Here is a 14,497-nt window from a genome sequence, read left to right as displayed (position 1 = left end):
AATAACCACATTAAACATTTACCGTATATCAGATCTAGATTCAATATCTGTCGATATATAATGGAAAGAATGATGAAATGATATGACACAATTATACAGTAAAATACCGTCATTTAGGGTGATAATATAAGACAAGTAAGCACCTCTTTGGTATATTTAAGTATTTTTACAGTGCGTGGTGAATATTCAGGGCAGGGCTTGAACGCCTTTAGTTAAGTGAATCACAATGAGAAGACTAAAGAAATTAAAAGCGTAATTTATCGAGAGAAGCTGACTGTTTACAGAACAGCGTTGGTACGAATCCTTTTCCTTTAAAATTTGAGGACGAGGCCAATTATGCTTTACGTAAACTTTAAACGTAAATTTTAAAATTATGTAAAGAGTAGTATTATTGTTTATTTTTGCATATGCATAATATTTCAAAATTAGTTGTGCATCTTTATGTTACACTAACGAGACTTTTACTTTCTTACCTATAAATCAATCTTCAATCTTAATGAAGTTAATATTACGCGTTCTCTAAGTTTTTTAACTTTTTGTATGTTAAATTGAGGTGAGAATATTGTGTATATTTGTTTGTATTATTCCTGTCCATGGAGGTTACATTTCTTATTCAAAATAAAACGCTATTGTGCGGCTTATTCACGCAATTTTTTAAGAAGTATTTTCAATGGTTTCAAAAAAATATATGAAAACTGTTAAATTTTTTAACAGTTTTAAAAAATAGCAAGAATTTTATTTATTAAACGCCAGATATTTTGGTGAAGTGCGTTAGATAATAGTTAAGGAGAGTTGCATCTTAGTTTTGAAAATGGGGGAGAGATTTTGAAAATAAAAAAATCTATATATGTAAAACATCTTCAATTGCGTCTACGGTATCTTTTATTCAATAATCCATACAATATTTTTATTCGTATTTTATTTGTAGCAGGGGGGGTTCTATTTTCCTCTTACGCAGAAGCTGAAAGGCTGCCTTCTTTTTTTGATTCGCATGAACATTTGGTACAACCTGATACAACGGATATCTTTCGTTTGCGTTTTGTAACAACTTTTGATTTTCCTCCTTTTAATTTTCTTGATAAAACGGGGCATCTTGCAGGTTATAATATCGATTTATTGCGTGCTATTTGCTCAAAATTAGAATTAGAGAAGTTTTGTGAAGTAGAAGTTGTTCCTTGGAAAGAGCTTGTAGAACATGTTAACAATGGTGGTGCAGAAGTTATTATTGCAGGTTTAAAAGAAACAAATAAAACCCAGCAAGATCTTGTTTTTACAAAGCCATATTTGCGTTTTCCAGCGCGATTTGTTGCTACTCGACTTTTAAATCTCGATGAGCCAATAAGTGATCAATTGGTACATTTAACCAGTGGTGTTTTATCTAAAAGTGTTCACGAAAAGCTCTTTCATCACTATTTTCCTGAAGCCAAAGGACAAGAATTTAAAGGCAGGGCGGAGCTCTATAAAGCGTTACAGGAGCGTAAAATTGATCTTATTTTTGATGATGGATTTGCTTTATCTTTATGGCTAAACGATTCAAAAACCGCGAATTGCTGTCATTTTGTTGGGGGGGCATATATGGCGCCACAGTTATTGGGGCAAGGAATGCAGCTTGCTGTTGCAAAAAAGAATGAAAAATTGGTTGATATACTCAATTATGCGCTGAAATCTTTAGAAGAGGATGGTAAACTTACAGAACTTTATTTGCGTTATTTTCCAATAAGTTTTTATTGATGAGTAGTTTTTTAGTTAAGGGCTGTTAATCTTTCTGCGCCTAGTCGATAGGAAATAGCTTCTGCGAGATGATAGCGTGAAAGAGTATCTGATCCGTCAAGATCAGCAATTGTGCGTGCAACTTTGAGAATACGATGATAAGCGCGTGCAGAGAGGTGCATTTTTTCACTCACATCTCGTAAGAGTATGGTCGCACTTTTATCAGGAATGGCAATCTGTTCTATAATTTTGGCAGGGCAATCGCCATTGGTACGAATATGATCAAACCCCATTGTTGAAAAACGTTTAGCTTGAATGGTACGGCACCGTGCGACGCGTTTGGCAACGTCGCAGCTTTTTTCTGATTGTTCTGGTTGCATAAGGTCCATAGCCGTCAAAGCAGGGACATCAATCCGTAAATCAATTCGGTCAAGCAGAGGACCAGAAATACGGGACTGATAATCGATTTGACAGCGTATCCCTTTAGGGCAAACATGGTCTTTTTCGCCTGCCATACCACAACGGCAAGGATTCATTGCGGCAATAAGTTGGAATCGAGCAGGATAGCTAATATGGTGATTAGCGCGGGCGATAACTGACTCCCCACTTTCTAAAGGTTGACGAAGAGAATCAAGAACCTGTGGAGAAAATTCAGGCAATTCATCAAGGAATAACACACCATTATGAGCAAGGGAGACCTCTCCCGGTCGTCCTTTAAGCCCTCCACCAATCATTGCGGCCATGGACGCAGAATGATGTGGGGAACGAAAGGGGCAATGAAGTGAAATGGTATTATGAACCGTTTCTCCTGTAATAGAAGCAATCAGAGAGACATCTAAAAGCTCACGGCTATCAAGAGGTGGCAAAATGGAAGGTAAGCGTTGCGCTAGCATAGATTTTCCAGCACCAGGGGGACCTACAAACAAAAGGTTATGGCGTCCAGCAGCACAAACTTCTAAGGCACGTTTGGCTGTTTTTTGTCCTTTGATTTCGCAAAGATCTGGAAGCTCAGTTTCGATAGTATATTGGCGCGGTTGTGGACGTTTTTGAATTTGGGTTCCTTTGAAATGGTTGACTATAGTGAGCAGAGTCTCTGGGGCAAGAATATTTATTTCTGCATTTGCCCATGCTGCCTCAGGTCCACATTGAAAAGGACAAATCAGTCCTTTATCGAGTGATAAAGCTGTCATGGCGGCTGGTAACACACCATGAACAGCGGTAAGTGAACCATCTAATGATAATTCTCCTAAAATGACATAGTCTTCTGCTACTTCAGGAGGGAGGATTTCCATAGCAAGCATTAAGCCTACGGCAATTGGCAAATCATAATGTGATCCCTCTTTAGGTAAATCAGCTGGTGCAAGATTAATCGTAATTCGTTTAGTAGGCATAGAAAGTCCACAAGCGTGGAGGGCTGCTTGTACACGTTCACGGCTTTCTGCAACTGCCTTATCAGCTAATCCAACAATAGCCATTCCTATTTTACCAGACGAAATCATAACCTGTACATCGACAGGGACTGCTTCTAGACCGCGAAAAGCAACAGTTGTAATACGTGCGATCATTTATTTATTTTCCCCCTTTAGACTTGGTAGAGACAATCATATCTATTTATAAAAATCAAGAAGCATCTCTATAGCTTTTTTTATAGAGAGAACTATATACGTGGGCAGTTTTTTAGCATTCCCATGGAAAGTCATTTGTACAAATTTAACCATGATGATATGGGACGCAATAAAACATTTATAATAAGCTAAATAAATATGTTAAGAAAAAAAAGAATGAGGCTGTTCGTGTTATACAACAGTGCAGAATTTTATGAAAATATAAGGGGAGGATAACGTTATGTATCGCAGAGTGTTATTTGATGTGATAAAACGTGTAAAATGTGCAAAGTAATTATATTTACCTTTCTTATTTTTATATTATTTAAAGCGTAGTAGATGCAAAGTGTATTATAAGGTATCTGATTTTATGGTATACCAGACAAGAATTTTGTTAAAATCAGGGACTATGCGCTGTGTATTTATAGGCTTGTGTTTTACTTTTTCTTTTCCACAGCCACTTGCTGCATTTGATTTTTTCGGCATCCCTCTTTTTGGTCAAAAGAAAACAAATTCTTCTTCACATTATGCTAAAAGTACAGAGAAATTTTATAAAGTTGATGTTGTTGCACCGCCAGGTGCACCATTAGAAGGTATAAAAATAGTTAAATCTGTTTCTTCTCTTGTTGCTGATAAAGAGAAAGCATCCGCCAGTTCTTCTGGTTTGCTCGCCAAGGCGCGTTCAGATTATCGAGCAATTCTTTCTGCTCTTTATGCTGATGGACGCTATGGTGGTATTATTAGTATTAAAATTAATGGCTTAGAAGTCGCTGATTTAAGTCCGGTAACTCAACTTCCAGCACGGTCCAATATTGTTATTACAATTAATGCTGGTCCACAATATGTTTTTAGTATTGCAAATATTGATAAAGTAGCTCCGTTTGAAAAACGTAAAGCGCATAAAATGCCCACAATTGAAGAATTGGGCTATAAAGTTGGGGCTATTGCTAAATCTGAAACTATTTTGAAAGCAGAAAAATGGGCGATAGAAGGATGGCGGCAACAAGGTTATGCTAAAGCTAAAATTATGAAGAGTGAGGTCGTGGCTGACCATGCTGCGTTGCGTGTTGAAGGACGGATTGTTGTTGCTCCTGGACAAAAGGCTTATTATGGTCCTTTAAGTGTGCGTAATATAAGTAAGAAACCACGTGTAGATTCAGCTTATATCGCGTGGATGACCGGATTGAAACCAGGGCAGATATACGATTCCGATGCGTTAGCTAAGGGAAATGAACGTCTTGCGCGCCTTGGTGTTTTTCGTGCTATCAATATACGTGAGGCTGATACTATTAATCTAGATGGACGTTTACCGCTTGCACTTGTTGTACAAGAACATAAACCGCGTCGTTTTGGTGTAGGCGGTAGCTATTCAACTTTAGACGGTGCCGGTTTTGAGACTTATTGGATGCATAACAATCTTTTTGGTCATGCAGAGACTCTTAAAATTGAAACAAAAATAACTGGTGTTGGTAGCAATAAAAAGCAATCATATAATTTTAAAAATTTTGATTATCTTTTCGGAGGCACATTTGTAAAGCCCGGTGTACTCACGCCAGATACAGATTTCAGGTCAGAATTAAAAATACAACAAGATGTTTTAGAAAATTATACGACAAAAGCCATCAAAGGAAAATTAGGTATTACGCATATTTTTAATGGTAATCTATCGGGACAGGCTGCTGTAGAAGTTTCAAATGGTTATTCACGTGATGTCTATTTTGGGAGCCGTAATTTTACAACAATCGGTTTCCCTAGCGGCTTGATTTACGATAGTCGTAATAATAAGTTTAATGCAACAAAAGGTTTATATGGTGAAGTTTTCATTGAGCCTTTTTATGAGATGCGTTTTAGCAACTTTGTTGCAAAAGTAACAGCAGAAGGTCGCTCTTATTGGGCGTTGGATGAAGGGGATCGTTTTGTTGTTGCTGCGCGGGCAAAGCTTGGTACAATTCTTGGGAATGATACAGCACAAGTACCCGCAAATACGCTTTTTTTTGCTGGTGGTGGGGGCTCTGTTCGTGGTTATGCTTACCGTAATATTGGTATCAAAACAGAAAATGATGGGGTTGTTGGTGGACGGGCGCTTATTGAGGGGTCAGCAGAATTGCGTGTTTCTTTAAATGATAAAATAGGGTTTGTCAGTTTTCTTGATGGAGGTTTAGTAGGGGAAAAGGCGAATTTTGATTTTTCTCAAAAAATTAAATGGGGAGCCGGTATAGGAGGTCGTTATATGACGGGTCTTGGTCCTTTACGCGTTGATTTAGCCTTTCCTTTAAAGAGAGAGAAGGGTGACCCTCGCATTGGTTTTTATGTGGGTATAGGGCAAGCATTTTAATGAAAAAAGGTGCACGTTTATCAGCTTTCTTCTTTGTATTTTTGTTTTTTGGGGTGGGTTGTTTTGTTTTTGCGCAAAGAGGAGACATTCTTCCCTCTAGCGAAATGAAAACAGATGATCGCTCATGGTTTGTTTCTTTAATTGAACGAAAGCTTTCAGCGCCTAATCGTCAAGTTCGTTTACACAATATGCAAGGGACACTGTCTTCTCAAACATCAATTGATACTATTACTGTCAGTGATAAAAAAGGGGTTTGGCTTAAAATTACCAATGCTAAAATGGATTGGAATCGTCTAGCGTTGCTGAGAGGGCGGATGGATATTAACCAGCTTTCGGCAGAACAGGTTACATTTTTACGCAAACCGCAAGGCAACTCTTCTTTTGTTTCTTCCCTTGAGACAGGTAAGTTCTCTTTACCAAAATTGCCGCTTGCTCTTTCTATCAATACACTTACAGCCCAACATGTGACATTTGAACAGAATCTTTTTGGTTTTTCTGCTGATATATCCTTAAAAGGCAATTTCACCTTGGCTAGTGGTAATTTTGATGTCGATATAGCAGCTCATCGTTTAGATGCACCGGGTTCTTTTTCTGTTCTCACCAAGATATCTGATAGTAATCGTACAGCTCAAATTGATATTTCTGCTAACGAACCACAAAATGGTATTTTGGCGAATATTTTTAACATTGAACAACGTCCGGCATTAAATCTCGTCATGAAAGGTGATGGTACTTTTGATGATTTGGTTATCAAACTTTCTTTAGAGTCTGATCATCATTCTATTGTAGATGGTAATGTTATTCTTGCAAGCGTTCCAGAAGGACAGAGTTTTTCTACGAAACTAGAGGGAACACTGAGCCCTTTAATACCTTCTCAATATCGTAGTCTCTTTGAATCTAATATAACATTAAAAGCAAAGGCAAGAAGAACAAAAGAAGGTTTGACACACCTTGATCAGATGGTTATTCAGAACAAAGCAATGAATGTTATAGTCAATGCTGAAATAACCGCCGATGGATTCTTGCGACGGCTTTTTGTTGATGGCAAAATGGCTCTTGATAACGAAAAGGAGTCTGTTCATTTATCTGTATCAGAAGTGCCAAAACCTGCGAATACTCTTGCTTTGAACATTGACTATGGTCGCGAAGGGCAACAATCTTGGAATGGGCGGTTGGTTGTAAGTCATTTAAGCAATAAAAATATTTATATTCGCGATGCAATTTTTGATATGGGAGGAGTAAGCGAAAATCTTGATAATGTAGCTTCTCGTCATGTTGGTGTTCAGGTTAAAGGGACGCTTCAAGGGGTTAAAAAGATTAAGGGAGCGTTAGTAGAAAATTTAAGCCAAGCGGTTCATGTGCATTTAGATACTGATATTGTTTCGAATAAACCAATTTTGATTCATGATCTGAGTGTTACGGCTCAGGGTTTTTCTTCTTGGTTAAAAGGGACAATGGAGAATTTTGTTTTTAAAGGCGATCTCGGTTTAAAAGCTCAAACATTAACTCCTTTGGAAGTGTTCAGTAAACAATCACTTTCTGGTAATGCAGATATTAAAGCCAAAGGAACGATCAGTTTATTGAGTGGCATTTTTGATCTCCAATTATCAGGAATGGCTGACGATATGAAAATAGGCATGCAGTCTTTTGATCGTTTATTCAAAGGAAATACTAGTCTTTCAGGTGGAGTTGCTCGAAATACAAAGGGCTTCATTTTACGTCATTGGAATTTGAAAAATCAATATACAAACATAAAGGCTAATGGTTATTTTTCAGATGAAAGCGCTAAAATGGACTTATCTGCTCAAATATCTGATTTGTCCAAATTAGACCCAAAGATAAGTGGTGCACTTACAATTCAAAGTACGGCGAGAGGGAGCAATAGCCATATAAAACTAAATACACGTGCTCATGTGGCTGAAGCACTCTTTGTGGGGAAGAAACTTCAAAACACAACGTTTAACATAGAGGCACTTATGGATAATACAGCACCGATTACTTCTTTAACAGGAGTTGTAAAAGGTGAAGGAACTTTTGCTAAGAAACCTTTGCATTTATCGGCCTCTTTTGAAGATTCTCATAAAATTCGAAAACTTGAAAATATCGATATTAGAGGGGGAAATGCAAAAATAACCGGTGGTCTTTCTCAACAACTTGGAGGTTTTTTGAAAGGAGCGCTGCATATTGATGCCGATGATATTTCCGTACTTTCAGCGTTATTTTTGCAGGATGGTAGTGGAAAAGTAAAAGGAGATTTTATTTTTGATGAACAAAATGGCAGACAAAAAACCAATGTGAAGGCGCATGTTAACCATTTGAATTTTTCCAAGAATAAAATAAAAAAATTGGCAATAGATGCTGATATATTCGATCCTTTTGGCATGACTCAGTTTGAAGGAGTTCTCAATGCAGAACATATTCAAACACCTTTGGTAATGGTCAATCGTTTAAATGCTCACGCTGATAGGAATAATGGACAAACGGTTTTTACTGTTCAGGCGATGTTGCATGATACTCTCAATGCACGGCTTTCTGGTCGTTTAATGGTTGAGGAACTTCCAGAAAGTATAAAACGAGAAGTGCAAATTGAAACTGTGGACTTAAAACAACATACTTTTCATGCAACATTGCTGAAGCCATCCATAATTGCTTTTGATAAAGATGGAATAACAATCAATGAATTAGGAATTGCAATAAATGGGGGCAACATCATCTTAGCAGGGAATATTCAAGATACCCTGAATTTACGACTTACAATGAATGCCCTTCCTGCTACTTTAGTCAATTTGTGGAAATCCGATCTTGGAGCAGCAGGGAGTGTAACAGGGCAGGTTATGATTCGTGGTCATTTAAAAAAACCTGATATAAATTACGATATAAAAGGTGAGGGACTGACAACCGTTGCTTTTCAAGATAAAAAAATTATGCCTTTTTCTCTTTCTGCTACGGGAAACACTGTAGATCAAAATCTTACTTTGAATGCAAATTTAACAGGAGAAGGAGTACAAGCACAAGCTCAGGGGCATATATCTCTAGAGAAAAATGCGCTTGATTTTCATATTAATTTGCAAAATTTATCTGCGCGTTTGGCGAATGGTTTTATTGCAGGACAAGCACTTGATGGGACAGTGATAGGTAAAGTTGATATTGGTGGAAGAATGAAGGATCCATCTGCTCATTTTGAGCTTTCTAGTCAAAATTTAACCGCTATGACGCCTAAAGGACCGATGTCAATCAATATAAATGCTCGTGGTTCTTATAAAAAATCGACATTTCATATTGAAAATATGATAGCTACTGGAGATAAAGGATTAGATCTTTCCATCCATGGGCCTGTATCTCTTAATGGTTCAGAGGCAAAATTAAACGTTAAAGGGATAATGCCTCTTGATTTTGTTAATCTCTTATTAGCCAAGCGTGGTGCACATATAACGGGTACAGCAAGAATTGATACAGCTCTTAATGGGGCATTATCAAAGCCACAATTGATAGGAAATATTTCTATAGGCGACGGTAGCTTTTTTGATTCACAAACAAATGTAGGATTGAATAATATAACAATTGAAGGCAAATTGAAAGGTGATCATATCCTTATAGAAAAAGCTTCAGCTTCTTCGTTTGAGGGGGGAGGAATTTCTGCTTCAGGTCGTATTTCTAATGGTCTAGAGACAGATTTGATATTTCATCTTGATAATGCCAATTATAATGATGGTTCTATGATTCTGGCAACATTATCAGGTGAGATGACAATGACAGGTCATTTTTTAAATGATCTTGTTCTTGGTGGTGATATCATCGTTGAAAAAGCTGAAGTTTTTGTTCCTGATCATTTTAAAAGTGCCAAGTTTCTTGATGTTAGAAATAAGAATTTAACTAAATCGATTCAAACAACACTTGAACGTGCTGATGTTAAGAACACGAACAAAAGCAAAAGCCGTATAGTTACACAAGAATCTTCATCTGTCGTGCTATCAAATATGCGTATTACTGCACGCAATCAATTTTTTGTACGCGGAAAAGGCTTAGATGCTGAACTGGGAGGACGCATTAATCTAGCAGGTCCATTGAATGATGTGCATCCAGTTGGTGAATTTAGAATGATTCGTGGACGTTTTGATATCCTGTCGCAACGTCTTAATTTCGATCAAGGACAAGCGAGTTTTAGTGGTAATCTTAATCCTACGGTTTATTTTGTAACCAACAATAACAGTGGTGATATTCGCGTCACTGTAACTGTAAGTGGGACGGTTGATAATCTTGATATTAATTTTTCATCACAACCAAATTTGCCTCAGGATGAGATTTTGGCGCGTTTGATTTTTAATCGCTCTCTTAATGAATTATCACCATTTCAGATTGCTCAACTTGCAGCGGCAGCGGCTGATCTTGCAGGTGGTTCTAATACATCTTTGTTGAATACTTTACGAACTAAAATTGGACTTGATGATCTTGATGTTATCGTTAATGAGAAGGGTAATACAGGCTTACGTATTGGACGCTACATACACAATAATATTTATTTGGGCTTTGAAGCAGGGTCTGATGGAACAACGAAAGGGACAATTAATTTAGATATTTCGCGTCATCTCAAAGCTAAAGGTGCCATAGGAAATGAACAAAATTCTAGTATAGGTCTCTTTTATGAAAGAGATTATTAAAGATTGAATTTAAAAAAACAATTTCTTCGTTTTTTGTCTCTCATTTCTAAATCTGAGGAAGAAGACATAGACTAGAAATACTATAAAAGAAGAAGCTTTTTGTTGAGGCTTGAAGAGAACTATCTGAAATATTCGATTTATTCTCTAAAGGGACAAAATCTTCACGAAAGATAGTATGTTATTTTGCTGCTATATATTTATTTCAGAGAAATACCTTATCTTGTTTTCAAGCCCATGTGGTGCTGTTGCCTAAAGAATGTAGTGTGTGCAATATATTGATTTATAAAGATAATTTATCGTTATTCAACTTGAATTAGAACTATGCATATCATACGAATTTCTCTCGCGTTGAATCAATCAAAATCATTCGGCTTGCATGCTACAAGCTGGGAATCCTGTGTGGATAAAACTATTAAGAAATGACTAAAAATGCCTCTTATGAATCATCTCGAGAGCTAAGAGCTGTCGCAACATTAGGGGCTGGAAAATAGTGTAAATGGTGCCGGCTTGTTACTCCATAAGTGTAAAGATGGGGAGCTTAATGGATTTATCATTATACAATTCACGGATGTTATCGCGAAATGGGTTTGGGAAAGACTTTGAGAGAGGTTTCTTTAAAACAAGCAGGTGAATTTGCAACACAATGGCATTCTGTTTTTACGTGAAGGACATGATTCCATTAAAGAACGTGATAAATAAAAGCGTGAGGCAAGCGGAGAATTCATAAGATATTGATTTTATTGTCAAACGCATTTGAAGCAATACTTTTTAATAATAAAAATTACCTATTATTTTAGATTTTTGTTTATTGTATTTTTGAATGAGATCACTTTTCTTATAACAAATAGCCCTCCAAACAGAATACTCCAAAATATAACATTATTGTGTTGCAAGTTCACGTGCTTGTTTTAAAGAAAAATTTCTCAGTGTGCACTTGAGCCTATTTCATAAGATTGCTTGTGAAATGGTATAAAATACCTCTTATGAATGGTATAAAATCCATACTACCGTTATTAATAAAGGTATAAGTATTTATTAAAGATATAAGCCGGCATTATTATCTATTTTTTAGCTTGTCATGTTGACGATAACCTTTGCACTTGAAAGCATAGAGGTATTTTTATTGCTGATCTTAAGAGTTTTTATAAACACGCTAATGTCTCTTATGGCGCACAACAAGTGCTTTGGATTGATTCATCCTCAATATAAAGAAGATTTGCAATAAGCAAATTACATCGTATTTTTTATTTGAGATGTAAAATAATAAATTATGATTATAAATAAGTGTTAAGATGTATGTTGACAGGTATTTTTGTAAAAATATTTATCAGAGTTATATGTCGTATTTTTCTATTTTAGCGATTAAAAGAAAGAGGAATGTCATTTTGCTTTTCATCTGTTTTTTTGCATATTGAATCATAGCCTTATATAAGCATTAACGTTGTGCATTTGTAAACTCTTCAAGCAGTTAAGGTATTAGAGGAATATCATTTTAGTTTCTAGATGTAGAAAAAACAGCAAAGCTTGCTTTAAAGCAAGCTACAACAGTAAAAAAAGTTTTATAAAATCCTCTCTTATTTTTCAATGTTTTTCTTACACGGAGTGTATCTATAATTTGCAGCACAATTTATAATTGTTAGCTTATTCTATTGTACTATAAAAGACCGACATTTGAGGTGAGGTGATATAAGATATGTAATTTTGACACAGTATTCTGAAAACACGTGGTAAATATTTTAGGGTAAGCCTTGTATAAGTGAATCACATAAGTTGTTATCAAGCGGAATGAACTCAATAAAAATCTAGATTGTTACAGATCAGATTGGGTAGAATCTTTGTCCTTTAAAATGTGTAGAGAAAAAAATTATCAGTGCAGGGATAAACACGGATAAAGGTTGTATTAATCCAGATTCCTCCTCCGTAACAATTTTTTCAAATCTTGATGCTCTCTTTTTCAGGGATTCACAACACTTATGAATGTTTCAACACTTATTTGAGGAAGGGAAGGGGTTTTTGAAGTTTCGTGGTTAAAGTCAATTGCATTCAACAAAATAGCGAGTAAAGGTTTCATTTAAATCCAAGAAGTTTATTTTCAATAAACCATAAATTCTTTGCCAATTCTTGATTGAAGTAATGCTTTTTCTTGATAACAAGTCTTTTTTTATAAATGAAGCATTACCTTCTATCCATTTTTTATTTCAAATCTTATTTAAGGATCTAGAAATTAGGGGGTATGTTTTTTGAACTGGATATTATGAAGTTTTTTATAAAACCCATGTTCTTTTGCGAGCAATTCTTTTTGAGTACCTTGTTCAATTAGTTGTCCATTTTGTATGACCACAATTTTATGAGCACGGGCAATTGTTGAAAGGCGATGAGCAATGATAATCGTTGTGCGTCCTTTGGTAAGGTGATGAATAGCTTCATTAATTTGCGCTTCGGTGTGTGAATCGAGCGCACTCGTTGCTTCATCAAGAATCAGAATTTCACTATCGTGAATCATTGCTCTAGCGATAGAAAGTCGTTGTTTTTGCCCCCCTGAAAGATTACAGCCATTATCACCTATCTGTGTATCATAACCATTTGGCAAACGCATAATAAAGTCATGAGCATTTGCTGCTTTTGCTGCTTCGATAATTTCGTCATCACTAGCCCCTTCTTTTCCAAGTCCGATATTATATTTAACAGTTCCTTGAAAGAGAAAAGTATCCTGTCCTACATAGGCCATCAGGTTTCTCAGAGAGCGAAATGTTGTGTAGCGGATGTCTTGATCATTAATTAATATGCGTCCTTTTGTGGGATCATAGAGTCGCATAATAAGGTTAATAAAGGTAGACTTTCCCGAACCTGATGGTCCCACCAATGCTGTCATTTTTCCAGCTTCTATTTCTAGGTTTATGTCTTTCAATACCATTTTGTTCTCAGTGTATGCAAAAGAAACGTGTTCGAAGCGAATAGCTCCTTGCGTTTTATTCAGATCTTTAGCTTCTTTATGTTCTATAACTGTAAGAGGATGGTCGAGTATTTCAAACATCGTACGGATATTGACCAATCCAGATTCAATTTTAACACGTACATTTGCTAGTCTTTTTGCGGGTTCATAAGCTAAAAGTAAAGCAACAATAAAGGACATAAATTCACCTTGAACACCTGCGCGTTGGGTTGCAAGGTAACCGGAAAAACAGATAATACCAGCAATGGCAACACCTGTGAGCGTTTCCATAATCGGATTGGTAATAGCTTCGAGTGTTGCAATATTATTTGTTTGTTTTTCAACATCACAAATGGCTTTGTCCATTCTTTTCTTCATGACTTCTTCTAGTGAAAAAGCCTTAATGACTCGAATACCAACAGCAGTTTCCTGTACGATTTTTATAATTTCACCAAGTGAAAGGAGCTCTTTTTCCATAAGGCGGCGAACGCGTTTTAAAGCCATTCGAACGCCTAAAAAAGCTAGTGGTCCTACGATTAAAGTAATGGCAACTAATATAAAGTTTTGAATAAACATGACAAGCAACAAACCACTAACGGAAAGCAAATCACGTACAAAAGTTGTGATAATAGTATCAATGATATTACGTACAGCTGTAGCATTGTGGGTTACGCGAACAAGAAGATCAGATGAAGTGTTATTATGATAAAAAGAAACTCCTTGTTCCATAAGTCGGGCAAAAATTTTGCGTTGTTGTTCAGCAATGATACTATTGCCTGCTTTGTTTAGAAAATAAGTTTGGGAAAAAGTTGCAACTCCTTTGAGAATAAAGATAAAAGCAATGATGCTAGAAATCAAAACGATCATAGGAAAATTTTGCGCATCAATAATCTGATTAACAACATCACGCATCATCCATGCACTAGTTGCAGTTGTACCAGAAATGATGATCATTGAGAAAATAGCTGCACTGTACCAACGCGCATGTTTGTGAAAATTTTCTCGCAAAAGACGGATAATAAGATGTTTATCAAAAGAGGAAATTTGTTTTTTGTCCATAAAGTGCTTCTATATTTTCTTGTTGTTTTATGCAAGATTGAAGCACTCTTAGATTAAAAAAATCCATAAATCTTTTGTACAAAAATAGCCTTTTCTTTCAAGGTTCATCCATCAATTTCACGACGGTGAGAGTGAAGAATATAGTGCAAGGTTTCTGTGAAAAGTATAACGAAAATTTGTTGTTTATTACTATCTTTAG

At 36.2% G+C, this 14,497-nt stretch carries 5 protein-coding genes and 1 pseudogene; 4 read left to right on the top strand and 2 right to left on the bottom strand.

Annotated elements, in window-relative coordinates; all coding sequences use genetic code 11:
* The first annotated feature begins 825 nt into the window (after positions 1-825).
* Entirely contained in the window at positions 826-1,731 is a 906-nt protein-coding gene (locus ACFINA_RS00500; protein ID WP_375614914.1) for a transporter substrate-binding domain-containing protein, read from the top strand.
* Between the two features lie 11 nt (positions 1,732-1,742).
* On the opposite strand, the gene ACFINA_RS00495 is transcribed toward ACFINA_RS00500, so the two are convergent.
* A complete protein-coding gene (locus ACFINA_RS00495; RefSeq protein WP_375606130.1) occupies positions 1,743-3,275 on the bottom strand; it encodes a YifB family Mg chelatase-like AAA ATPase in 1,533 nt (510 codons plus the stop codon).
* Between the two features lie 409 nt (positions 3,276-3,684).
* Here ACFINA_RS00495 and ACFINA_RS00490 point away from each other — a divergent pair, with 409 nt between their 5' ends.
* The 3 genes and pseudogenes from ACFINA_RS00490 to ACFINA_RS00480 form a co-directional block, all read left to right on the top strand.
* Complete coding sequence (locus ACFINA_RS00490; protein WP_375606131.1) at positions 3,685-5,649, top strand: autotransporter assembly complex family protein; 1,965 nt, start codon at positions 3,685-3,687, stop codon at positions 5,647-5,649.
* Positions 5,649-10,307 (top strand): translocation/assembly module TamB domain-containing protein, encoded by a 4,659-nt coding sequence (locus ACFINA_RS00485; RefSeq protein ID WP_375614913.1) that lies wholly within the window; start codon positions 5,649-5,651, stop codon positions 10,305-10,307. The genes ACFINA_RS00490 and ACFINA_RS00485 overlap by 1 nt, the downstream gene beginning before the upstream one ends.
* A gap of 429 nt (positions 10,308-10,736) precedes the next feature.
* Positions 10,737-11,003, top strand: a pseudogene (locus ACFINA_RS00480) (Arm DNA-binding domain-containing protein); the annotation flags it as partial.
* Between the two features lie 1,528 nt (positions 11,004-12,531).
* Here ACFINA_RS00480 and ACFINA_RS00475 read toward each other — a convergent pair.
* Positions 12,532-14,298, bottom strand: coding sequence for an ABC transporter ATP-binding protein (locus ACFINA_RS00475; protein ID WP_375606133.1), 1,767 nt, complete (start codon positions 14,296-14,298; stop codon positions 12,532-12,534).
* Positions 14,299-14,497: the final 199 nt, after the last annotated feature.

It is taken from the genome of Bartonella sp. AC10YNML, assembly GCF_042196825.1.
GTDB lineage: Bacteria > Pseudomonadota > Alphaproteobacteria > Rhizobiales > Rhizobiaceae > Bartonella.
Note: the sequence above shows the minus strand (reverse complement) of the source record. Positions and strands in the feature narration are given on the sequence as shown.